Below are 24,061 nucleotides of genomic sequence, written 5' to 3'. Positions count from 1 at the left end.
TACTTTAAATAGCAAATGTAGATTCTGGTAATAAAACATATTCACTTGTAAGTGGTATTTGTTCGAATGTTTTTAATACCTGCACCTTAAAGTTATCGAAACTGGTTACTCTTTTAGACTCCCTAAATAACTGAGTATGACTGTTCGTAAACGACTTCACCATCAATCATTGTTAATTCGACACCTATATCTTTAATATTGGAAGATTTCGTTGAAAGTATTGAACGGTCCAAGACAATTAAGTCCGCTAGCTTACCTACTTCTAGGCTACCTTTTATCTGTTCATCAAAACTTGCATAGGCTGCATTATACGTATATAGCCTAATTGCTTCTAATAGTGTAATTTGTTGTTGTTGTCCGAACGGGATGCCCGACTTAACTTCTCGGTTGACTGATGTATGAATTCCTAAAAAAGGATCGTATGATGTAACAGGTGCATCAGACCCTGCAGCAGCTATCACCCCTTGGTCAATAAAGTCTCTAGCAGGGTACATAAAGTTAGTTCGCTCTCCATAATCTTGAAGGTAGCTTTCCCCAAATTCATATGGGAAAGGCGGGTTCGGAATTGGAATCATTTGCAACTCTTTCATACGAGCTTGTAAATCTGGAGTTGAAATGCCCGCATGTTCGATACGGTGTCTATGATTGTCTCTTGGTGATTCTTTTAATGCACGTTCAATAACATTTAAATACATTTCAATAGCCTTATCGCCCTGTGCATGTACGGTAACTTGGTAGCCCCGTTTATGTGCTTCTCCAAGTACTTCATATAATTCTTCTTCAGAATAATATAAAATACCGCAATCATTTGGATTGCTCGTATACCCTTCTCTCGTTGCAATTGTAGGGCCGGTACTACTACCATCAGTGAATAGTTTAGCCGGGCCGATTTTAAAGAAGTCATTACCGGTTCCGGTTACGACGCCTGCCTTTAACATATTTAGCGTAAATTGCTTACAATCATTTACGGTACCAATCATTGCATAAATTCGAATTTTCAAATCACTACGATGAGAAGCAAGTTGCATCAAGCGAAAGCTTTCTTGATCGAACGTTCCAGCATCGTGAATACTCGTTATCCCTTTTTCAATGAAATGTTGCTGTGCAATTTGCATCGCTTGTTCCAATTCCTCAGGCGTATAACGAGCAAATTCATTAAATCGCATAAAAGAATTTTCCATGAGACGGCCTGTTAATCTTCCCAAAGAATCTTTTTCAATAATGCCACCTTGAGGATTGGGTGTGTGTTCATCAATTTTGGCTAATTTTAATGCAGCGCTATTCGCTATCCCTATGTGTCCACAAGTACGATTTATAATTATTGGGTGATCTGTAGAGATAGCATCTAGCTCTTGTAAAGTTGGATAGCGTTGTTCTTTAATAGATTTTTCATTATAACCCCAAGCGCGAATCCAATTGCCTTTAGAAGTTGTTTTCACTCGTTCTGAAATGGCTGTCAGTAAATCTTCAATTGATAGAATAGCAGGATCTTTACAACTAATACTGAGTTGATTTACCCCGTATGGTACTAAATGTAAATGTGCATCTATTAATCCAGGCATTAATGTTTTTCCATTTAAGTCTATTACTTTTGTGTTCGAGTCGATTAACTGTTCAATTTCTACAGTAGAACCAACTGCTATTATTTTGTTCCCCGAAATCGCAATTGCTTGTTTCACCGCGTCATTATTATCAACTGTAATGACTTCCCCATTTAAAAATACAACAGTAGCATTCATTTATATTCCTCCCCATCTTATAATTACTCTAAATTTATTATTATTTATCATTATTTGAAATATACATAATGTTAAATAGAGATGCCTCTTAAATGTAGATTAAGAAAAAATACTATCTATTTCTTGATGTTTGAAATAGATAGTATTGGTTATAGTTTGGCTATATTAATCCTTGTCACTTGGGAAAGCAAATGTAGATTCTGTATCAGCGGAAAATGCTTAGATAGTGAAAATAAACAATCTCCTTTTCAGCGTTCCCTAGCCCTAATAAAAGAAAGTGCTGGGAACTTTTTGCTAGTATTCTGTGAAATTTTCACCAGGTATCACCAGGTGGATGGCTTGTATCGCCTTGTCCAAAATATCTCATGTAAAGCTTTTTCTACCTCAAGGGTAATCGACGTTGAGATAAATCGCTTTTAAGTTTACCACTTATTAACAACGGTAACGCCCATATTAGCATACGTCCCCATAGATTCAATTACACTTCCAGCTTCTTCTATAGATATTGTTTGAGTTACTAAATCTTTAGGTCTTAAAATGCCATTTTCAATCATTCTTAACATTTGAGGTAGCTTTGGTGCTTGCATACCATAAGAGCCCACAATCTGTATTTCATTAACGACAATTTGATCAATAGGAACGGGAATCATTCCTTTTTCATTACTAGTCGTTAATCCTATTTGTAAATGGCGTCCTCTTTTAGCTAAACTATTTATAGATGATTGACAAGTTTCAGTTATTCCAAGAGCATCCACTGACACGTGTGCCCCGCCTTTTGTTAATTCTTTAATCAATTCTGCAGCATTTTCTTTTTTTGAATTGACTGTGGCTACAGCACCTAATTTCTTTGCAAACGCTAATTTTTCATCACTAATATCAACTGCTATAGCGTGTGCTCCTAAGGCTGTAATTATTTGAATTGCAGATAGGCCAACTCCCCCACAACCATGCACAGCAACCCATTCCCCCGGTCTTACTTGTGCTTGGTCAGCAACCCCGTGAAATGCCGTCATAAATCGACATCCTATACTTGCTGCCTCTACAAAGTCCATACTTTCTGGTAAAATTACTAGATTGGTATCCGCATTAGGGATATGAACAAATTTTCCGTATCCACCCCACATCGTGATTCCAGGTAACGTAATGTTATCGCAAACATTATGGTGTCCAGCTTGACACATTGGACATGTGCCATCACCTTGAGTAAATGGAACCGTCACTCTGTCACCTTTCTTGAACCTTGTAACATCTTTCCCGACATCTTCTATGACCCCACAAAATTCGTGTCCCATTATATGAGGAAGAGGAGTTTCGCCTCCGAGCCAATTCCAATGTCCTAACCAGGTGTGCCAATCACTTCTGCAAACTCCGTTAGCTTCAACGCGAATAATTACTCCATTTGCTGTATTGGTTGGATCTGGCATATTTCTTACAACTAATGGCTTGCCGAGTTCTTCTAGGACAAGTGCTTTCATTAAAATCCCCACCTTTAATTTTTTAGTTATTTTAATAATTCAGATAATTACAATTGTGAGCTTACATCTTCTTTCATAATGACTTTCCCAACTTCATTAGTTCGAATACCAACCTACAGGCTTAGCATGCTCGTGGATATTGATTTACTTCGTTTCCATAAAGTGTTCCAGCCCAACAACACCTAAAGCTCGGCCGATTCCGCTTTACTTATATCCTCGGACCTTCAACATAAGCGAGGTGATAACTTTTAAACCAAGTAATTCCCGCACGCAATTTACTAATGACACGTTTTACTCGTTCCATATCTTCAGTAAATACAGCACCAGCTAATTCATAAATGGAATCCTTCGCTTTTTGGTTGGTATCTTCCTCATCTTTAAACTTCTCTACAACAAGGACACGACCAAAAATCTCTTCCTTAACAATTCGCATTACAAATACAATTTCAGCTTCCACGTTTGTTACTTCCATGGGAACCTTCCAATATCAATTTTAAATCGATTTTAGAGTTTAATATAAAATTCTTTTTTACAAGGACAGGACAATCCCATTCACAGACAAGATCTTTAGCTAAAGAAGCTACCCATCCCTTCGTAAGATGATATTTTTTTCCGTCAACTGTAATGAACACTTCTCCATCTGTTACATAGAAAATCTCGTGGTCTTCTAGGTGCCACATCCCTTTATCTGTTTCACCTATCCATGGTTCCCACGTATCAACACTTAGTTGTTTAGCTTCTTCATCTGTTACTTCTCTCGCAAAAAACATTATTAACATCTCTCTTTCATTTGATAGATTAGCAGAGTTCTATAAACTTAGCTTCTTCGTAGTCATTTCATTTAAATAGTTGAACTCCTTATTCGCACTCTTTTCATTTAAATATTTAAATTCCTTTTTAATAAAATAAAGAGCGATAAGAACTCCAGGAATTTCCGCAATAGTAAATGAATACCAGATACCTTCAACACCCAAGAATTTCGGTAAGATAAACATTAACGGGAACGCAAACACTATCATTTTACTTACAATAATAAATGTTGCTGTCCAGTTTCGCTCCTGTGCTTCGTAATAGCCAGAAATAAGTAGACTAATTGCATTAAATGTAAACAATAAATTAAAGACGATAGTTGTCCAAACACCTAGTTGATGTAATTCTGGATCTCCGCCGGCGAAAAACATCACTATTGGATCCGCAAAAATGATGAGCATAGCAGTAGAAATGACAAAGAATATTGTCGTAAAAATCAGTCCGAACTTGATGGCCTCTTTAACACGATCAAAATTACCAGCACCGTAATTATAACTAATGATTGGTTGAAGTCCTGTCATTCCACCGAGCGCTGCCAAGGCAAGCAGGTTTGTAATATAGCCGTTTTGAATGGTGAAAGCGGCTACATGCAACCCACCACCGTGTTCTTGAAGTAAATTATTCATGAAAATTATGGCAAAAAACATCATAACTAAACCCGAGAAAGAGGCAAATCCCGTCCAAGCCACTTCACCGATTTTTTTGAGTTGAATCTTAATATCTTTCATTTTTGGCTTCAGCATTGTTTTACCAAACCAAAAATAAAATATTAGTAGAGCAGGAATTGATTGAGCAATTGTGTTACCCCATGATGACCCCATCATTCCCATGTCAAATTTCGTGACCATCAGCCATTCTACAACTACGGCAACAACAGCGGCCACTAACCAACTGTTCATGGATAATATAGGTTTTTCATCGATAGTAGTTAATATACTAAGTACAACAGCTAATATCGTTAATGGCAGTGAAATCCATAATAGACGGCTGTACTCTATCGCATAAGGGAGAGACTCACTGCTCGCACCAAATAATAACATCAATTCTTTTTCAAAGATCAATCCTAATACAGCTATCAAAGTAGAAACGAATAGTGTGAACCATAGGGTTTGACCCATTATTGATCTACCTTCTTCTACCTTCCCTTTACCTAGTCGGAGAGCAATAACTGCTCCAGCTCCTACTCCGAAAAGAATCCCTACCATACGAGTAATAACCATGACTGTGAAACCAATTCCGATTCCTTCAATTTCTAAAACCGAAAAATAGCCGACGAAATGGCCATCAATAAGGGCAAAAACTCCTAGAATCAAGTTAGCCATAATTCCTGCTAAAGCAAACCGAAAATACAATGAAGGGATACTTTTTGTTCCAAGTATTGAATTCTTCTCCAAGTTATTTAATGCTTCTCCTTGATCACTCGTTAGAGATGGACGATTCTCTTTATCCCCCACAGGCATATCCTCCTATTTATTCAATTTTATTAGCAAGTTAACTCTAATTTTCATACCAACCTACAAGATTAGCTTTCTGATGAATATTAATCTGCTTCAATTCCATAAAGTGTTCCAGTCCAGCAGTACCCAATGATCTGCCAATTCCACTTTGCTTATACCCTCCCCAAGGGCTATCAATATAAGCTAAATGATACGCGTTTATCCAGGTAATTCCTGCTCGTAATTTACTAACCACACGTCTTGCGCGATCCATATCTTCAGTAAATACAGCAGCCGCTAATCCATAAATGGAATCATTCGCTTTTCGGACTGCCTCTTCCTCATCTTTAAATTTCTCTACAACAAGAACTGGACCAAAAATTTCTTCCTTAACAATACGCATGTTCGAATTTACATCTGCAAAGATCGTTGGAGCGACAAAAAAACCTTTATCAAGCCCATTTTCTGTTATGCGATTACCACCGCATACTAATCTTGCGCCTTCTTCAATTCCAACTTTAATGTAATGTAAAACCTCATTCATATGGGACTCACTTATAAGTGCCCCCATTTCAATGGCCTCACTTTCCCCATTACCAACGACAATTTTGTTTGCACGTTCTGACAACCTCTCTACAAATCGATCGTAAATAGTCTCATGTACTAGTAAACGAGAGGCGGCTGTACAAACTTGACCTGCATTGTGGAAAATGCCAAACAATGCATTATCGACTGCCGTTTCAAAATCCACATCGTCAAATACTATGAGTGGTGATTTCCCCCCCAGTTCAAGCGTGACATTTTTCATGTTGCCAGCAGCTGCTCGCAATATACTTTGTCCCGCTTGCGTGCCGCCGGTCAAAGTCACCTGGTCAACTTCAAAACTTTCAGCAAGCTCATTCCCCATTTTGGATCCAGGTCCTAAAATCAAGTTGGCCACACCTGCTGGAAGACCGACCTCTTCAAAAATTTCAAACAATTTGTATACGCTTACAGGAGTAACTTCAGCAGGCTTAAGTACAACTGTATTTCCTGCAGCAAGGGCCGGCGCAATAGACTGAGCAGCTATCATCAGTGGAAAGTTCCATGGGATAATTAAACCACAAACACCTATCGGTTCCTGAATAATAATCGTTTCCGAAGAATCCGCGCGGGTATAGGATTCCTCTTTAATAAGTTTGATCTGGTCTGCATAATAGCGGAAGATTTGAATAGTAGCAGGGATATCCACATTTGTCGTTGCACGAATAACCTTACCGTTATTTTCCGTTTCCAAAAGTGCTATTTCTGCCGCCTTTTCTTCAAGACGATCGGCTATCTTATAAAGATAATTTGCTCTTTCCTCTACTGATAAATTTGACCAGATGCCGCTATCAAACGCTCCACGAGCTGCCTTGATTGCTAATTTTGTATCTTCTACTGTTCCACTAACAGCCGAAGCCATCACCTCTCCAGTTGCTGGATTTAAAATTTCTTTTCTTCCACCTGCTAACGAATCTCTCCATTCCCCATCAATAAACATGTTAATTCTCATTCGTATCTCTCCCTTATCTAATTTTATCTAGTACTTTGAATCCAATATGCGCGAGGTTTACCAACATCGTTTTCTGATTATAAAATGGGATTGTTTTTAAGCGTTCCTTTTCAAAACGATATCCTCCTGCATCTCCCGTAACAATCCATTGAGCCAATAACTTACCGAACAAAGTGGTCAGCGATGCGCCATGTCCAGAATAACCTGTTGCGAAATAAGCACCTTCTTTAGATCTACCTATCACTGGAAAAGTGTCCATAGTTACTCCAATAAATCCACCCCATTGGTAATCGATCTTGCTTCCAGCCAATTTTGGCATAGTTGTAACCATAGCTTTATAAACACTTTGGTAGACGCTATCTCCTAAGTTTGGTCGGATATCCCCCCCTCCAAAAATCATTCGATTATCAGGTGTACGACGGAAATAATATAGGAAATTACTTGTATCAAAAACCATACGATCTTTAGGGATGATGGTATTCAACAGGGTTTCTGGCAGCTGTTCTGTAGCAATAATACGTGCAGACACAGGGAGTACACCTTTGTTTAACTCATTGATGATTTTTCCGGAGTAGCCATCTGTAGCCACGATAATATCCCTCGCAGTAACAACCCCTTTTTCTGTTACTACTTTCACACTTGATTGACCATATTCAATTGACAATGCTTTCGAATGCTCAAAGATTTTCGCATCAATTGATTTAGCAGCTTCTGCCAAACCAATTGCATAGTTCAACGGATGGAATGAGTAACTCGAATTGTCAACTAAGCAACCATGGTAAATCGGAGAATCAATCTCTTTATATAGCTGACTTTTATCAAGTACAGTTGATTCATATCCGAAAGTTTCATTTAAGTATTCGCTTTCAGCTTTCAATCCTTCAAAGTGTTTCGCCTTGAAAGCTGTTACAATATGACCCGTCTTTCTGAAATCACAGTTAATTTGATGCTCTTCAATAATTTCTTTGACTAGTTCAACACTAAGCAATGAAAGATCATTTAGTTGTTTCGCTTCAACAGGTCCATATTTTTTAGAAAGCTCCTGCATTGTTGGTTTATAGCCCGGTAATACCATTCCACCATTACGACCGCTAGCACCATATCCAATCGATTCTTGTTCAAGGACAACAACACTTCTACCCAATTTTTGTAAATGATATGCAGAAGAAAGTCCTGTAAATCCTGCACCAATAATGACAACATCTGCCTCTAGATTTTCTTCAAGGGACTTTTCATTTTTATAGCTGTTTTCAGTCGCTTTCCACAATGAAAGCGTATCCATTCGATCCATTTTATCCATATAGTATCTCTTCTCCTTTGTTGGCTGATATGGTATATTAATTTTAACTATTCTGACTATTGAGGCTCGTTGGATCTATCATAATATTCGGAGCTAACTCGAGGTCAATAGTCTTTTGTTCACTTTTTAGACATATTTCAAAAAAAAAATGGAGTAACTCCACTTTTTTTATTGGGGGGAAATCTATGAAAATCGGTACATTCGCTAAGCTTTTCGATGTATCAAACGATACTGTTCGTTATTACATCGAACTTGGTTTGTTACTTCCGGACAAAAAAAACACCCAGTATCAAATGAATCAATCGAGCCACGATGATATGGCTTTTATTTCCAAACTAAAAAAACTCCATTTTTCACTTCAAGAAATACAACAAATTCTATCGTATCAACGTGTGACAAATTTCATGGACCCTGAAGATATCGACTACTATAACACCTTGCTACTTGATAAAAAAAATCAGCTAATCCAGAAAAAAAGTGAATTATCCAGGGCAATCCAATTAATTGAAAAATCAGCTCATGCCAGTTATTCCGCATCCGAAAGGGAAAATTCAACCGGAGTCCCACTAGCCTTTGTAAATATCCTCTATTGTCCAATGTGTCACATCCCACTTGAAATGAGAGATGTGTCGATTAATAATAATGCCATTCAAAAAGGATGTTTAACTTGTACTTGTGGTTACGAAGCAGTTATTGAGGATGGTATTATCATCACCGCGAACTTGTATGAGATTTCTCCATATCCGTCCTATTTTTACGACATACAAACAATTAAAGAGATGAATCACGGTATGATAAATTTGTTTGAAAAAAGTAACCTTTGGCTTCAAAAAGCACTACAAAATATAGTTTTGAAAAACAAATTAATTGTAGAAACCAACATTGATGCTTTTGTGACCCTACCCAAATACAGTGATAATTTTGACTTGAGTGCATCCTATGTATTCAGCGGCTACTCACTTGAGATGCTCAAGAAGGTTAGAAAAAGGATTGAAGATATCAATCCTTTACTTAACGTACTTTATATTTTGAATTCCGATTTAAACCTGCCATTAAAACCTCATAGTATCGATGTTTTTGTGGACAGTCTTACAACAAATGATTTTTCATTACTCAATCCGCAGTTTCCTATACAAATTCTAAAAAACCGCTTCCACAGCGATTCAATCATCGTTGGAGGGTACTCTTATTATGACAGTTCGTCCAAATCATTGAGAAATATTTCATCCATATATCCAGATTCTCACCAACACATTTTATATCCACATTACTTAGAAGAAAATTTATTAGTTAATGGATTTCAAATAACACAAAACGAAAAGATCGGTTATTGTACAGACCCTGGACCTTTTTTTGATTATCATATTAAAGATGAAAAGTTCCACATGTTCATGTATTTAGCCAGTTCGGTAGTATAGAAGATAAAAAAGAAGGTGAAAGCCTGGTAGATTACTTTTCCTACCAACTTTCACCTTCTTTTCATTTCAATTAACATTTTTTCACTTATTCTATTTAACTGCTAACACCGGCGTTGAATATGCTGCTAATTCTACTTGAAGATCCGTATATGGTAATCCATGTGCATCAGCTACCGCTTTATATACTATTTTGCCATTTACTACGTTAATCCCCTTCGCTAAAACAGGATTATCTAAAGCAGCTTGGCGATAGCCTTTATTAGCTATTTGCAAACCGTATGGAACCGTTACATTTGACAAGCCCATTGTTGAGGTACGCGCGACAGCACCTGGCATATTCGCAACTGCGTAATGCACAACACCGTATACTTCATAAGTTGGATTACTATGAGTAGTAATTCGATCAATTGTTTCAATAGAACCCCCTTGATCTACCGCTACATCAACTACAACAGACCCCTCTTGCATCGTTTGAATCATTTCTTTTGAAACTAATTGTGGTGCGCGTGAGCCTGGAATTAGCACAGCACCAATTAACAAATCTGCTGTTTTCACTGCTTCAGCGATATTGTAGGCATTTGATGCAAGTGTACGAACACGTCCTTGGAACATATCATCGATTTGACTTAAGCGTGTCATATTAACGTCTAACATCGTTACGTTTGCGCCTAATCCCACTGCCATTTTGGCTGCATTCGTTCCAACAACTCCAGCACCTACAATTACTACATTTCCAGATCCAACACCAGGAATACCGCCTAAGAGAACGCCTTTGCCTCCTTTGGAATTTTCTAAAAACTGTGCACCAATTTGTACAGACATGCGACCTGCAACTTCACTCATTGGCGTTAACAACGGTAATGCACCTGTATCTAATTGAATTGTTTCATAAGCAATTCCAGTAACTTTACTTTCAAGCAAAGCTTTCGTTAATTCTGGCTCTGGTGCTAAATGTAGGTATGTGTAAAGAATTAGATTCTCTTTAAAATATTTGTATTCCTCCTGAATAGGCTCCTTCACTTTAATTACCATTTCAACGTCCCAAGCTTCCTTAGCAGATTTAGTAATTTGAGCACCTACATCTAAATAATCTTGGTCTGTAAATCCACTACCTAGCCCTGCACTCGATTCAATTATTACGTCATGACCACCATTTTTGTAAGCCACAACACCTGCTGGAGTAATACCTACTCGATTTTCATTATTTTTTATTTCTTTAGGTACACCAATTATCATTATTTTTCCTCCTACCTATTTTTTATTAGTTTTGATTGATCACTACAAGTTTCATTTCTGTCATTTCCTCAATTGCATACTTCAAGCCTTCTCTTCCCATACCACTTTCCTTTACGCCACCATATGGTAGATGATCTAAACGGAATGTCGGAATATCATTTACAATGACACCACCTACATGGAGTTTTTGCGTTGCCTGTAAAGCAACATGGATATTATCTGTATAAATACCAGCTTGCAAACCATATTTGGAGTCATTTACTTGCTCAAATGCTTCTTGAATAGATGTGAACTTCATAATAGATACGATTGGTGCGAATACCTCCTGACAGGAAACCTTCTGCTCCGATTTGACATTTAATAGCACAGTAGGTTGTAAGATATTCCCTTCAGATTCTCCACCAGTTGCAATAACTGCCCCTTGCCCTTTTGCTTCTTCAATCCAACTTAATGTTCGTTCTACATCTTGTGGACTAATTAAAGCCGAAACATCTGTTGTAGGATCTAGTGGATCACCGAGCTTCAACTCTTGTGTAGCTGTTACAAATTTATCTACAAACAAATCGTACATTTTTTCGTGAACATAGATTCGTTGAACTGAAATACATACCTGCCCTTGGAATGCAAATGCTCCAGATACGACACGTGGAATTAATTTATCAATATTCACATTTTCATCGATAATAACGGCCGCATTAGAACCCAATTCAAGCGTTACTTTCTTAAGGCCTGCTTGATTGCGTATGCCAATACCTACAGCGGGGCTACCTGTGAAAGAAATCTTTTTCACGCGATTATCCGTGACTAGTTTGTTACCGATTAAGGAACCTGCACCTGTAACGATATTTAACGCACCCTTCGGTAATCCTGCCTCTGCTAATAATTCACCAATAAAATAGGAAGTTAATGGTGTTTGACTTGCAGGTTTTAAGACAATCGTGTTACCAGATGCTATTGCCGGCCCTACTTTATGCGCTACCAAATTCATTGGGAAATTAAAAGGTGTAATAGCTGCCACGACGCCTAATGGTTCACGAACCGTATAAGCAATGCGCCCTTCTCCACCTGGCGCAGCATCTACAGGAATTGTTTCTCCGTGTATTCGCTTTGCTTCTTCAGCAGCAAATTTATACGTTTGAATTGTACGCTGAACTTCAACTTTTGCGGTTGAAATAGGCTTAGCAGCTTCTAGTGCTATTAGCTCTGCCGCTTCTTCAGCACGTGCTTCTAATAAAGAAGCTAATTTTTCAAGAATAATCGCACGCTTATACAAAGGCATATTCGCCATCGTTTCACGTGCAGCATCAGCAGCTTCTAAAGCAGCTTCTACTTCCTCGACATTTGCCTTCGGTACTTCTGCAATAACTTCGCCACTATAGGGGGAGCGTAATGCTGTATACTCTGCTGCCTCCACCCAATCCCCATTGATAAATAAACTTTTCTTCATCACCATTACCTCACTTTTCGTATTACAACTCATTTGCCAACACCTGACTCTCTACTTTTTGAATCGCTTTTTCTAGAATAGCTAATAAATCGCTTAACTCCTTTTGGCTTATTGATAATGGTGGTGAAAATACGACAATATCTTGAGCATCTAGTACAACAGAACGGCATATTAATCCCAGTTTTGCTGCCTCTGTCACTATTTGCGGAGCGAGTAGTCCTCCTTCATTAGCGATTTCTATACCTGCCATTAAACCTAAACCTCTTGCATCTACAATAAATGGATACTTCGCTTGTAATACTTTTAACCCTGCTAATAACTCTTGACCACGAATCTCTGAATTTGCTACTAAATTATCTTTTTCTATAATTTCAATGTTTTTCAACCCAACTGCACAGGCCATTGGATGACCGCTATAAGTGTAGCCATGCAATATCGTTCCTTCTGATAACTCAGAAAATTCTTTGTGTATTTTCTCTGAGATCATTACACCACCTAATTGCGCATAGCCACTCGTAACGCCTTTTGCAAAGCACATCATATCGGGTACTACATTAAAATGTTCCATCGCAAAAAACTTCCCCGTTCTACCAAACCCCGTAATAACTTCATCAGTTATCATCAAAATACCGTACTCATCACAAATTTCACGAATTTCTTTGAAATAATTATCCGGTGCAACATGCACTCCCCCCGCACCTTGTACTGGCTCAGTGATGAAAGCAGCTATTGTTTCGGGACCTTCCGTTTCAATCAAATCACGTAAAGCCTGTATCGAGAAATGATCTACGAATAAAAAATCCGGTGCATTCGAATTTGTAAAATCACGAAATGCTTTTAACCCCGTCGCACTTGTAGCACCGACTGCGACCCCGTGATAAGATTTAGATCTTGAGATAATTTTCTTCCGAGAAATTTCCCCTTTTAATATCCAATAATGGCGAGCCAATTTATAGGCGCTATCATTGGATTCGGAACCACCAGACGTAAAAAATGTAGTATTTAAATCACCAGGTGCTAATTCTGCTAACTTTTTTGCTAATAGAATAGCAGGCTCATTACTAAACGTTGCAAAACAAGAACTGAAGGCTAATGTATCCATTTGTTCCTTCGCTACGTCACCAAGCTCTGTTCTACCATGGCCGATATTCACATTCCAAAGTGAAGACATACCATCAATCACTTTTTTACCTGTAATATCATACAGATAGACACCTTTTCCTTCTGTAAAAATAAATGCCGGTCCATTTTCTGTCTTTACTGGTGAAGTAGGGTGTAAAAAATGCTTTTGGTCAAACACTTTAAGTTCTTCAATAGAATAATTTCTTGTCATAAACAAACATCCTCTCTTTTAAATGTTTTTAAACCATACACTTATTAATAAGCAATAAACGTGCCAACTGCTAAAATGTGTTTTACTAACATCTCGGAGGTTAATCGATTTAATTTTTAATCAATTTTGAATATTCATTCCATTTGGTTGATTTAATTATTAATCTTAATTAAGATATTAATTAAGATTAATAATATTGGTGGGAGATGATCCAAATAAAAGAATTAATTTTAAATAAAATTATTGAAACATCCAATAATAATATTACGATTATTGATAGTGAAGGGATTATTATCCACTCTAATCCTGAGCATTGGGCGAACTATGGTATGTCACCTGGTACTTATAAAGGGATTTCCATCTATGACCTTGAAAGTAAAGGTTTATTAGTTCCATCTATAGGCGCTATTATCTTAAAAGAAAAAATTAAAAAAACCGTTATGCAATATACCAAAACGGGCCGAGTTATCATGTCTACAGGTTACCCCGTATTTGATGAACATGAAGAATTACTATTCGTCGTAAGTTACAGTCAAGATCAAACCGAAATACTTGAATTGCAGCAACAATATGAGCTATTAGAGAGAAAAGTGAAAGGCTATCAAACAGAAGTTGAAGACTTGCGAGAAAAGGGATTTGAACAAAATGGTATTATTGCTAGGAGTAGTGCTTCACAACAAATTCTAAAAACAATTTATAACATTTCAAAGACTGATGCTACAGTGCTTCTCTTAGGTCCTTCCGGTGTTGGGAAAAGTACATTTGCACGGCTATTACATAGCCATAGTAATCGTCAAAAGGAGCCATTTATTGAGGTGAACTGTAGTACGATTCCCGAGGGACTATTTGAATCTGAAATTTTCGGTTATGAAGCTGGAGCTTTTACCGGAGCTAATAAACAAGGAAGTGAGGGATTAATTGAACAAGCGGATGGCGGTACATTGTTTTTAGATGAAATTGGGGAACTTCCATTATCTATGCAGGCCAAACTTTTAAAAGTATTACAAGAAAAAAAAATAAAACGAATAGGTGGAAAAAAGGAACGTGCCATCAATTTCCGACTAGTCACTGCAACAAACCAAGATTTAGAAGTAATGATGCAGGAAGGACGATTTCGTTTAGATTTATACTATCGTTTAAATGTCATACCATTGCAAATTCCATCATTAAAAGAACGAAAAGAAGATATTTCTCATTTGATTCAAGATTGTCTCCAAAAATTCAACCATGCTTACCATGTAAAGAAAAGAATTCATCCATCAACATATGATGTCTTAATTGCCTATAGCTGGCCAGGAAATATACGTGAGTTAGAAAATTTGATTGAGCGTCTTATTCTTACCATTGAAGATACTGTAATCTACCCTACTCATTTGCCGGCCAATTTTAAAGATATCTTACAAATGGAGATTGATTTTGCTCCCATTAGTATGAAACAGTCATTAGAAGAAACCTATAACTTAAAGGAAATGTTAGAAGACATCGAGAGCCAAATCATTCTTAAAGCTTTAAATAAATGCAAAACAACTTATGAGATGGCTTCCTATTTAGGCATTAGTCAACCTACAGTTATTTATAAATTAAAAAAATATAAAAATAAATTATAGTACATTTGATATTTAAACTAACCTAAAACACCTCCTAATAATGGAGACTTAATAAAATTAAGAGCAATATTGGTTAATAAAACAAAATTTTCATATTAAATTCAGTGCATCTACTACCTCAATAGACGCACTGGATAATTCTTTTCGGGTATTCATTAAACTTGAGTTAGTTCTTTTTATCAGCTACCCAAGGAAGCATTATGAGAGACACTATATTAGTTTAAAATGGAGATTTTCAAAATTTAACGATGATTAACTCTCGCTCCACTTAATAATATAATTTGCCAAAACATTCGTTACTTCTACTACACTATCTAATTGAACACATTCATCTGGTCCATGCATATTTTCTCCAATTGGCCCAAAGCACAGTCCTTGTTTTCCGTAATACTGTGTAAATCGTGCATCATTTCCTGAAGCTCTTCCAACCGCATTTACTTTATGTCCCATAACATCTTCTGCATTTTCGATGAATAATTTTACAAAAGGGTGCTCAGGATCTTGGTACCATGGTTCCGTTGACCATCCAAACCACTCTAGTACAGGTGGATTTTTAGCCATCCACTTATCACCTAAGACCGATTTCATAATCGTGTCTTGTACAAGTTGCTTAATTTTTTCGCGCGTTTCCCCTGGAATAAAACCAATTCTTCCTTCAAGAATCGCTTCCCCCGGAACTGTCGATACCCAATCCCCAGCTTTTAGTACACCTAAGTTTAAATGAACGGACTGTCCAGATCCCTTTTCAAATAAATCAAATTTAACATTTTTAGCACGCCATTCACTTAATTCCTCTAGCGCACTAAGGATTTTCATCATTTTTGAAATAGCATTTATGCCTTCATGTGCTAAACCAGCATGTGCTGTTCTTCCCTTTACGTACACTCGGAAATACATAATACCCCCATGACTTATTGTCATATTCAAATTATGTGGTTCTGTAGAAATGTACCCATCCGTTACGAAGCCTTCCTCCAAACATGCTAGAGCCCCACCTCCACCACCAGCTTCTTCTTCTATTACTGAATGTAGTTGAACATCTCCAGCAATTGGATAACCTAAATCAATTAATGTTTTCAATGCGAACCAATTTGAAATAAGTCCTGCTTTCATATCCGCAGAACCTCGACCGTATAACTTATTTCCAATAATATCTCCACTCCATGGTTCCATCGTCCAGTTTGAATTTGGTTCTGGAGAAACAACATCCACATGCCCATGAATAGTTAAAGACTTACCATTTGAGACACCTTTATATATTCCAATAATATTTTTTCGGTCTTCAAATGGAATACCTGAATCAATAAACGCTTCATGAGCTGAAACTTTCTCATATTTTGGTTCAATCTCATGTATAGTCAAGTTAAGTTCTTCATATTTTTTCTTCATGTATACTTGCATCTCTTGTTCATTGCCAACCACGCTTTTTATACGTACGACATCTTGAATTATTTTAAATAATTCTTCTTTATTTTCTTCTATATACAGTCGGATTTTTTCTTTCAAAGCATTCACTCCTTTATTTAATTCGTGTGTCACTAAAAAGAGGAAGATTATCTAATAGATTCTCATCCTCTAAATAGTTATTCCAAAACCTTAACTTGCTTTAAAAATCTCTTTATCTAATGATTCCAAATCATCAATAGCGTCCATGCTTCCAAGTTCTTTTTTAAAGAATCTTGTTATAAATAGCATGTAAATAATTCCGACTATCAGCCAAACGATTCCGCCTATAAATGCATCAACGTGCAGATGATACCAAAGAACTCCGGTAGCTAATGCGCCTAAAGAAGGCATAATTAAGTATTTAAACGTTTCGCTGCCGGATCTTCTTTTCTGACGAATATAGAAATGAACAACAACAGCTAGGTTAACGAAAGTGAATGCAATTAATGCCCCAAAATTAATGACTGAAGCAATTAATTCTAAATTTGGTCCTATTGCAAATAATGATACGATGCCCGTCAAAACAACCGTAAAAACAGGCGTTCTACGTTTAGGGTGTAAGTATCCGAAAGTTTTTTTAGGAAGTACACCATTTCTTCCCATAACAAACAGTAAACGAGATGCACTTGCATGAGATGCGAGTCCTGAAGCTACAGTAGCAGCGAAAGCCCCTGCAAGGAACAGCAGTTGGAAGAACTTCCCTCCCACATATAAACCGATTTCTGGCAATGTATCATCTGCATTTGTAAAAACAGAAACATCCGGGAATAAAGCTTGTGTAAAATAAGAAGCAATAAAGAAAATAGCTCCACCGATTAAAACTGTTAGAAGAATTGCTCTAGGAACTGTTGATGTATCCTTTGCCTCTTCCGTGTACATTGTTATTGCATCAAAACCGATAAACGAGAACGCTACTACCGTTGCCCCGGTTAAGATGGTTATTAACTTCACATTTTCATGCGTTAGTGGATTAATCGTGAGCAACGTACCAGCCCCCATACCGTTATAAAGCTGTATAGAAGCAAGTATTATGAAAATAACTATTAAACAAATCGCGAACACAACGAGTATAAAGTTTAGTTTGGATGTTGATTCCATACTATAAGCATTTATTGCAGTAACTACAATGACATAAGTCAAAACCCAAATCCACACAGGTACAGTCGGAAATAGAGATTCCATATATATCCTAATAATTAACGCATTCACTAAAGGCAATAATAAATAATCTAATAATGATGTCCATCCTACAAGGAATCCTAGATGAGACCCCATTGTTTCCCGGGTATACGTATATGCTGAACCGGCAACTGGAAATACCTGTACCATCTTTCCATAACTAATCGCCGTCAATACCATTACGAACAAGGCGACAAGATACGCCATTGGTACTACACCATTTGTTAATTTTGATACAATTCCAAACGTGTCAAAGACCACAGTAGGCGTCATATATCCTAATCCCAGTGCAACAATTGCCCAAACACCTAATGACCTTTTGAGTGTAGTTTTCTCTGTCATTTATCGATCCCCCTATCATATTTTTATCAAGCTAACTTACAATGAGCAAATTCCAAGTGAATTATTTCCATTCAATTAGAAGAGCTAAGTAAAGTTTTCCAAATACGACTACTAATCAATCTGATCTTTATTGAGCACTGGTGATCTATACTAAACACTGGATTTAAAGCTATAAAGGCCACGCATCATGGAATTCCTAGTATAATGAGTTGGTTTTCATACTGTAATTTCTACGTACCTTGACCTACAAAGGCTTTTGTTGTCTTTAATTGTAAGAACAGCTGGCTTTGCTTCACAAAAAGAAAGCGCTTACATTGATGAAGAGGTCGAATATCTCAATAAACAACGGGCATCCGTTGTTCGCCTATTAAAATAGGCGAACAGCATTGCCATAAAACTTATACTAGTGTTAGCTTGTAATTTGGATTTTTCCATTCCAAAAGTGTTGCATTTTCTAGTGACTCCACATCCCCAGGTAAATAACCTGGCATTACTTTATTTAATACATATTCATTTTTCATTTGGAATGTTAGTACAGGATCATATATTTTTCCTGTCATGACCTCTAGTGCATACTCATCTGCACTCATCAGCTCAGCATATTTATAGTAATTAGGTATACGACCACCAACTAAGATACTTTCTAAGTTAAGTTTTTCACATACCTTTTTTCGACCATCATACAGATGACGTCCCAATTGTAACCCTCTAAAATCTTCGTGTACCCCAACTTCAATACCATATAGATGTCTACCATTAGGGTTATGATTTCGAATAAATCCTAAATCACAGATTTCAAAGTACGAGTGACTATCTCCATAATCTTCAAAATTTACAATTAGACTTAAAGCGGTTCCTACAATTTTACCGTCATATTCCAGACAAATTTGACCTTCTGGAAACAACTCAATCTGACTTTCAAAATGCTCATATTTTAATGCCATATCAGGGCCAAAACACCTCATAGAAAGTGCGGCAACTTCAGCAAGATCTTCTTTTAAAATATTGCGGACAACTATTTCTTGTTCATTATTTTTCAAATTTACTTGAGCCATAATAAATTCTCCCCCTTATTTTATTGAAATTAACTTCAAGTTTATTACTTTATTAATTGTGTAGACTTAATCCACATCCTTTATAAACTATGTATGGGAGAAAGTCCGTTTTTTGGAGAATGTAGATAAGTTCTATTACAATATATTTAGTTACCTATATAAATTGAACTCAAGATTACTTGTTGATTGGAGTGGAAGCTGTGCGAGTGAAGCGGCTCATCGGACGCCCCCGGAAAGCGCACAGCTGGAACGGAAATTAACCTCTCACTTTTCTTAAATATGAGCATTCTTTTATTCAACTCATATAGATTAGTAACATTTTTAATTACTTAATATAGATCGATACAAACTTCTTCTCCAAGTACTCCTCAAGGCCGTACCAACCGCCTTCTTTCCCCATTCCACTTTCCTTCATGCCACCAAACGGAGCTTGTACAACAATTGGAGCTGGATCATTAATACCAACAATTCCGAACTGTAAAGCACGCATCATTCGTAAGCCTCGACCAATGTCTTGCGTATAACAATAAGCTGCAAGACCATATTCAGGATGGTTTGCTCTTTCAACTATTTCTTCTTCCGTCTTGAACGTATAAATTGGTGCAACTGGTCCAAATGTTTCTTCTGTCGTAATCTTCATATTATCACTTGCATATTGAATAACTGTGGGCTCAAAGAAGTAACCGCTACCATTATTTAATGTAAATACATTACCACCCGCAATTACTTTACCATCATGTTTCACAGCGTCTTCTACTTGACTTTTCACTTTTTCAAGAGCTACTTCATTAATTAATGGACCGACATTTACGCCTTCTTCTAATCCATTTCCTACAACTAATTCAGATACCTTTTCAGCTAACTTTCCTGAGAATTCATCAGCTATAGTTTCTGCTACGTAAATCCGGTTTGTACTGATGCAAGTTTGACCTGCGTTAATAAACTTAGATACTAAAATACCATTCACTGCGGCGTCAATATCTGCATCCTCAAACACAATATAAGGTGCATGTCCACCAAGCTCCATTGATATTTTCTTCACGGTATCAGACGAATCACGGATAAGTTTTTTCCCCACCCGCGTCGATCCAGTGAAGGTGATTTTACGAACATCTGGGCTACTCGTCATCTCGTTTCCAATTTCTTCAGCTGGGCCAATTACCAGGTTTGCAACTCCAGCTGGTAGTTCCGCTTCATGGAAGCATTCGAATACTTTTATCGCCGAAAGAGGAGTTAAATCAGATGGTTTTAAAACAATCGTACAACCTGCAGCAAGTGCAGGTGCGATTTTTCTTGTAATCATCGATAATGGGAAGTTCCATGGTGTAATTGCTGCACATACCCCAACAGGTTCGCGAATTACCATTAAATGTTTATTGGCATCGGATGGAGGAATTGTTTCACCATAAATTCTCTTTGCTTCCTCTGCATACCATTCTAGATACCCGATTGCACCTGCTACTTCACGAGTAGCATCAGCTAAAGGTTTACCATTTTCAAGCGTAATTGTTTCAGCTAATTCTTTTGTTTTTTCTTTCATCAATTGAACTACTTTAGACAAATAGTTGCTACGCTCATTTCCAGTTGTCTTACCCCACAATTCAAATGCTTTCTTCGCACTTTCGATTGCTTCTTTGGTTTCATTTTTTCCACCTGTAGCAACAGTTCCAATTATTTCTCCTGTCGCAGGATTGGTTACATCTAATTTATTTCCTGTATCTCGCCATTCACCATTTATATAAAGCATTAGAAAACCTCCTACTATCTAATTATATCCACCACTACTCTACATACTTTATTGGAATAGTTTAGTTGATTGTGTTTTTAAAAGCAGTAATCGAATCGTCTATAATTTGAATCATCTTTTCGATTTCTTCTTTGTTAATAATAAGCGGTGGTGCAATTGCTACAATTTGGTTATTGGCTCCAAGCGATCTTAATATTAACTGGCGTTCGAAACATGCATCAACTATCGCATTTGCTGGGAAAACAGTTGGGTCAAATAATTTCCCACTTGTTGGATCTTCATATAGTTCAAATGCAGCTAATAGACCAATTGCTCTGCAATTTGTTACAATGCTATGCTTTTCAGCTAAGTAATCTAAACCTTTTTTAAGTTCTTTCTCCATTTCGTTCACGTGGGCAATAATATTATCTCGCTCTAGTATTTCGATGTTTTTCAGACCAATCGCACAAGCAGTCGGATGGCCACTATATGTGAAACCATGTGGTATAACAGCATCGAAGTTAGCAATTGTTTCTCTAATTTCATCATTCATCATGACGCCGCCAAGTTGCGAATAACCACTCGTAATCCCTTTAGCAATTGACATCATATCAGGCACAACATTCCAGTTGTCTACACCAAACATTTTCCCCGTACGACCGAATCCACAAATAACTTCGTCTGCCATGAAAAGGATATTGTGCTCGTCACAAATATTACGAACTGCTTCTAAGTAACCTTCTGGTGGAATATTAACTCCGCCCGCACCTTGTACAGGTTCAATAATAATTCCGGCAATCGTATCTGCACCTTCTCTTTCAATTGTACCAAGAATTGAATCTGCAAAGTTTGGATCATTCTTATCACCTAACTCACTGTTTAGTAGGTGGGCAGTTGCACGAACAACTCCGTCTATATTTGATGATGCGAACTTGTGGTATGCTGCAAGGCCTGTAGCTGTTTGCGCTCCTATTGTTACACCGTGGTAAGCATTCGTCAGCGCAATAATCTTTCTTTTTTCTGATTTTCCTTTAAGCTCCCAGTAGAAACGAGCTAATTTAATTGCTGTATCATTTGATTCTGACCCACCTGAAGTGTAGAATACACTATTTAAATCTCCTGGTGCTAACTCAGCTAATTTTTCAGCAAGAAGAATGGATGGTTCATTTGAAAATCCTTTAAATGATGACGCATACGCAAGAGTAGATAATTGACTATTGCCTGCATCTGCAAGTTCTTGGTTCCCATGTCCTAAGTTGACGTTCCAAAGCATTGACATTCCGTCGATGTATTCCACATCATCCGTACTTGTAACTGTAACTCCCTTACCTTTAGCAAAAATAATAGGCGATCCATTGTCAATTAGAGCCTTCGGATTTGTAGCTGGATGAAGCAAGTGCTTTTTGTCCAGTTCAGTTAACTCTGCAGTTTTTGGTTGTTTATTAAGTTTAGTTGTCATTGATAAAACCTCCAATTATATTATTATTCAAATATGAAATCGTTTTTATTCTATTCGATACTGCATTGTAAAAAATATGACTGCCTTTTGTATCAATTAACTTCAAACTACAATTAATATCTGCTTCAATTTTCCAAATATTCTTAGTTATGTGAATAGTATATCTTTACATTTTTATAATGTAAATTATAATATATATATGACTTCCATATATTTTATGAATACTAATTAAAGAAGGAGTTATCAAAATGAACCTCCATCGTTTACATTGTTTTATTACCGTAGTTGAGGAAGGTAGCATTACAAAAGCTGCTACTGTACTGCAAATGACCCAACCCCCCTTAAGTATTTTAATTAAGAAATTTGAACAGGAATTAAATGTCACTTTGTTTAATCGTTCGGGTAGATCTCTTGAATTAACACCAAGTGGCGTATTTTTATATGAACAAGGAAAAGAGTTACTTGATCTATCTGAGAATATGGAGAAGAAATTAGTCGAGTTTCATGAAGGTATTAGAGGTACTGTAAAATTGGGTTGTACTACTTCCGCAAATCTATTTATTTTGCCAAGTGTATTAAAAAAAATGCAAAAGGAAACGCCTCACATTGTTACACATGTTCGCGAAGGTAATACATCCTATATTTTAGAAGCTCTAAGAAGTCATAAAATAGATCTTGGCATTGTTCGAACTTCAGTGAGAGCGGAGGACATCCATACTTCAACACTCCTAACAGAACCTTTACTTTTAGCCCTTCCACCTAACCATCATCTATGTGAAAAAGATTCTATTGAGATTGCAGACTTGAAAAACGAACGATTTCTTTTAAATACAACATCCTATGGATTAGGCGTTGCTGATGATGTGATCGAGGCATGTCAAAAGAGTGGGTTTACTCCTAATGTCATTTACCGGGGGACTGAAACATTACCAACACTTATGATGGTAATGAAAGGAGCAGGAATTTGTTTTGTACCTAGCTGTTTTAAGCTACTGAATTCACCTGATTTACCGATACTTAGGTCAATAGCAAATCCAGTGTTACAAACAAAACTTAATATAATTACACTTAGGGATCGTTACATGACGTCGATTTCCAAACGTTTTCTTGCGATTACCGAAGAAGTCGCAGAGAAAATGACAAGCATTCCCAATGATTAATATATTATAGAGTAATGGAGTTCTAGTTAAAATTTTCGGTAGATAATGCATGATAAGTCAAAATAAGCATTCTTACTTCAACATAAGTTAAGGTAAGAGTGCTTTATAATTTTTAACTTCTATACTAAAATAAAATGAATAGGCTGCATGAGGTAAACGGTGTATTACAAGAGGGCGGTTCTTATATAATCTCTGCAACACAGTTAACTTTTAACGAAGTAGAGGGTATACTCGCAGCCGGAACTCCATTAGTAGTAGAAGCGGTAGAAGTAGTTACACTAACTTAATGTTAATTTTTTATTTTTCGTTAAACTTATTAAACGATAATTTTTAGCTAATACCATATAAAAAAACATTAC

Annotated in this window: 18 protein-coding genes and 1 pseudogene; 4 read left to right on the top strand and 15 right to left on the bottom strand. The window is 36.9% G+C overall.

Annotated elements, in window-relative coordinates; genetic code table 11:
* Positions 1-122: 122 nt before the first annotated feature.
* From ACQKIH_RS17965 to ACQKIH_RS17935, 7 genes and pseudogenes are all read right to left on the bottom strand, one after another.
* Entirely contained in the window at positions 123-1,739 is a 1,617-nt protein-coding gene (locus ACQKIH_RS17965) for an amidohydrolase (protein WP_427768109.1), read from the bottom strand.
* Positions 1,740-2,161: 422 nt separating this feature from the next.
* Entirely contained in the window at positions 2,162-3,214 is a 1,053-nt protein-coding gene (locus ACQKIH_RS17960) for a zinc-dependent alcohol dehydrogenase family protein (RefSeq protein WP_057989154.1), read from the bottom strand.
* A 144-nt stretch (positions 3,215-3,358) separates the two neighbouring features.
* Positions 3,359-3,650, bottom strand: a pseudogene (locus ACQKIH_RS17955) (aldehyde dehydrogenase family protein); the annotation flags it as partial.
* Positions 3,651-3,660: 10 nt separating this feature from the next.
* Complete coding sequence (locus tag ACQKIH_RS17950; protein ID WP_427768108.1) at positions 3,661-3,984, bottom strand: cupin domain-containing protein; 324 nt, start codon at positions 3,982-3,984, stop codon at positions 3,661-3,663.
* Positions 3,985-4,023: 39 nt separating this feature from the next.
* Positions 4,024-5,418 carry an MATE family efflux transporter gene (locus tag ACQKIH_RS17945; protein ID WP_427768121.1) on the bottom strand — a complete coding sequence of 465 codons (1,395 nt, stop codon included), beginning with the start codon at positions 5,416-5,418 and terminating at the stop codon, positions 4,024-4,026.
* Positions 5,419-5,521: 103 nt separating this feature from the next.
* Complete coding sequence (locus ACQKIH_RS17940; protein ID WP_427768107.1) at positions 5,522-6,994, bottom strand: aldehyde dehydrogenase family protein; 1,473 nt, start codon at positions 6,992-6,994, stop codon at positions 5,522-5,524.
* Between the two features lie 13 nt (positions 6,995-7,007).
* Complete coding sequence (locus tag ACQKIH_RS17935; RefSeq protein WP_427768106.1) at positions 7,008-8,294, bottom strand: NAD(P)/FAD-dependent oxidoreductase; 1,287 nt, start codon at positions 8,292-8,294, stop codon at positions 7,008-7,010.
* A gap of 185 nt (positions 8,295-8,479) precedes the next feature.
* Here ACQKIH_RS17935 and ACQKIH_RS17930 point away from each other — a divergent pair, with 185 nt between their 5' ends.
* On the top strand, positions 8,480-9,712 hold the full coding sequence (locus ACQKIH_RS17930; protein ID WP_427768105.1) for a MerR family transcriptional regulator: 1,233 nt from the start codon (positions 8,480-8,482) through the stop codon (positions 9,710-9,712).
* A gap of 90 nt (positions 9,713-9,802) precedes the next feature.
* Here the strand turns inward: ACQKIH_RS17930 and ald are convergent, their stop codons facing one another.
* From ald to ACQKIH_RS17915, 3 genes are read right to left on the bottom strand one after another with little or no spacing between them, the layout of a single operon-like run.
* The gene (ald, locus tag ACQKIH_RS17925; RefSeq protein ID WP_427768104.1) at positions 9,803-10,948 is read right to left on the bottom strand and encodes an alanine dehydrogenase; all 1,146 of its coding nucleotides are present in this window, start codon (positions 10,946-10,948) and stop codon (positions 9,803-9,805) included.
* Positions 10,949-10,973: 25 nt separating this feature from the next.
* On the bottom strand, positions 10,974-12,401 hold the full coding sequence (locus tag ACQKIH_RS17920; RefSeq protein ID WP_427768120.1) for an aldehyde dehydrogenase family protein: 1,428 nt from the start codon (positions 12,399-12,401) through the stop codon (positions 10,974-10,976).
* A gap of 16 nt (positions 12,402-12,417) precedes the next feature.
* Entirely contained in the window at positions 12,418-13,728 is a 1,311-nt protein-coding gene (locus ACQKIH_RS17915) for an aminotransferase family protein (RefSeq protein ID WP_427768103.1), read from the bottom strand.
* Between the two features lie 206 nt (positions 13,729-13,934).
* On the opposite strand from ACQKIH_RS17915, the gene ACQKIH_RS17910 reads away from it, so the two are divergent.
* Entirely contained in the window at positions 13,935-15,335 is a 1,401-nt protein-coding gene (locus ACQKIH_RS17910) for a sigma-54 interaction domain-containing protein (protein ID WP_427768102.1), read from the top strand.
* Positions 15,336-15,587: 252 nt separating this feature from the next.
* On the opposite strand, the gene ACQKIH_RS17905 is transcribed toward ACQKIH_RS17910, so the two are convergent.
* The 5 genes from ACQKIH_RS17905 to ACQKIH_RS17885 form a co-directional block, all read right to left on the bottom strand.
* Positions 15,588-16,841, bottom strand: coding sequence for an ArgE/DapE family deacylase (locus tag ACQKIH_RS17905; RefSeq protein ID WP_427768101.1), 1,254 nt, complete (start codon positions 16,839-16,841; stop codon positions 15,588-15,590).
* A gap of 90 nt (positions 16,842-16,931) precedes the next feature.
* Positions 16,932-18,302 (bottom strand): APC family permease, encoded by a 1,371-nt coding sequence (locus ACQKIH_RS17900; RefSeq protein ID WP_427768100.1) that lies wholly within the window; start codon positions 18,300-18,302, stop codon positions 16,932-16,934.
* 398 nt (positions 18,303-18,700) lie between these two features.
* Positions 18,701-19,357 (bottom strand): GNAT family N-acetyltransferase, encoded by a 657-nt coding sequence (locus ACQKIH_RS17895; RefSeq protein WP_427768099.1) that lies wholly within the window; start codon positions 19,355-19,357, stop codon positions 18,701-18,703.
* Between the two features lie 325 nt (positions 19,358-19,682).
* Entirely contained in the window at positions 19,683-21,104 is a 1,422-nt protein-coding gene (locus ACQKIH_RS17890) for an NAD-dependent succinate-semialdehyde dehydrogenase (RefSeq protein WP_427768098.1), read from the bottom strand.
* A gap of 61 nt (positions 21,105-21,165) precedes the next feature.
* Positions 21,166-22,542 (bottom strand): aminotransferase family protein, encoded by a 1,377-nt coding sequence (locus tag ACQKIH_RS17885; protein WP_427768097.1) that lies wholly within the window; start codon positions 22,540-22,542, stop codon positions 21,166-21,168.
* 248 nt (positions 22,543-22,790) lie between these two features.
* Between ACQKIH_RS17885 and ACQKIH_RS17880 the strand changes: the two genes are divergently transcribed.
* Both ACQKIH_RS17880 and ACQKIH_RS17875 read left to right on the top strand, forming a co-directional pair.
* Positions 22,791-23,702, top strand: a complete 912-nt coding sequence (locus ACQKIH_RS17880) for a LysR family transcriptional regulator (protein WP_057989182.1) — start codon at positions 22,791-22,793, stop codon at positions 23,700-23,702.
* 134 nt (positions 23,703-23,836) lie between these two features.
* Positions 23,837-23,989: a DUF4183 domain-containing protein gene (locus ACQKIH_RS17875; RefSeq protein WP_427768096.1), complete on the top strand. Its 153-nt coding sequence runs from the start codon at positions 23,837-23,839 to the stop codon at positions 23,987-23,989.
* Positions 23,990-24,061 lie beyond the last annotated feature (72 nt).

It is taken from the genome of Solibacillus cecembensis (assembly GCF_050272495.1).
Classification (GTDB): domain Bacteria; phylum Bacillota; class Bacilli; order Bacillales_A; family Planococcaceae; genus Solibacillus; species Solibacillus cecembensis.
Note: the sequence above shows the minus strand (reverse complement) of the source record. Positions and strands in the feature narration are given on the sequence as shown.

What these genes read in the sequence shown, in the direction of transcription:
- ACQKIH_RS17965 (WP_427768109.1), bottom strand. Translation starts at nt 1,739, where the DNA reads ATGAATGCTACTGTTGTATTTTTAAATGGGGAAGTCATTACAGTTGAT.
- ACQKIH_RS17960 (WP_057989154.1), bottom strand. Translation starts at nt 3,214, where the DNA reads ATGAAAGCACTTGTCCTAGAAGAACTCGGCAAGCCATTAGTTGTAAGA.
- ACQKIH_RS17950 (WP_427768108.1), bottom strand. Translation starts at nt 3,984, where the DNA reads ATGTTTTTTGCGAGAGAAGTAACAGATGAAGAAGCTAAACAACTAAGT.
- ACQKIH_RS17940 (WP_427768107.1), bottom strand. Translation starts at nt 6,994, where the DNA reads ATGAGAATTAACATGTTTATTGATGGGGAATGGAGAGATTCGTTAGCA.
- ACQKIH_RS17935 (WP_427768106.1), bottom strand. Translation starts at nt 8,294, where the DNA reads ATGGATAAAATGGATCGAATGGATACGCTTTCATTGTGGAAAGCGACT.
- ACQKIH_RS17930 (WP_427768105.1), top strand. Translation starts at nt 8,480, where the DNA reads ATGAAAATCGGTACATTCGCTAAGCTTTTCGATGTATCAAACGATACT.
- ald (WP_427768104.1), bottom strand. Translation starts at nt 10,948, where the DNA reads ATGATAATTGGTGTACCTAAAGAAATAAAAAATAATGAAAATCGAGTA.
- ACQKIH_RS17920 (WP_427768120.1), bottom strand. Translation starts at nt 12,401, where the DNA reads ATGGTGATGAAGAAAAGTTTATTTATCAATGGGGATTGGGTGGAGGCA.
- ACQKIH_RS17915 (WP_427768103.1), bottom strand. Translation starts at nt 13,728, where the DNA reads ATGACAAGAAATTATTCTATTGAAGAACTTAAAGTGTTTGACCAAAAG.
- ACQKIH_RS17910 (WP_427768102.1), top strand. Translation starts at nt 13,935, where the DNA reads ATGATCCAAATAAAAGAATTAATTTTAAATAAAATTATTGAAACATCC.
- ACQKIH_RS17900 (WP_427768100.1), bottom strand. Translation starts at nt 18,302, where the DNA reads ATGACAGAGAAAACTACACTCAAAAGGTCATTAGGTGTTTGGGCAATT.
- ACQKIH_RS17895 (WP_427768099.1), bottom strand. Translation starts at nt 19,357, where the DNA reads ATGGCTCAAGTAAATTTGAAAAATAATGAACAAGAAATAGTTGTCCGC.
- ACQKIH_RS17890 (WP_427768098.1), bottom strand. Translation starts at nt 21,104, where the DNA reads ATGCTTTATATAAATGGTGAATGGCGAGATACAGGAAATAAATTAGAT.
- ACQKIH_RS17885 (WP_427768097.1), bottom strand. Translation starts at nt 22,542, where the DNA reads ATGACAACTAAACTTAATAAACAACCAAAAACTGCAGAGTTAACTGAA.
- ACQKIH_RS17880 (WP_057989182.1), top strand. Translation starts at nt 22,791, where the DNA reads ATGAACCTCCATCGTTTACATTGTTTTATTACCGTAGTTGAGGAAGGT.
- ACQKIH_RS17875 (WP_427768096.1), top strand. Translation starts at nt 23,837, where the DNA reads ATGAATAGGCTGCATGAGGTAAACGGTGTATTACAAGAGGGCGGTTCT.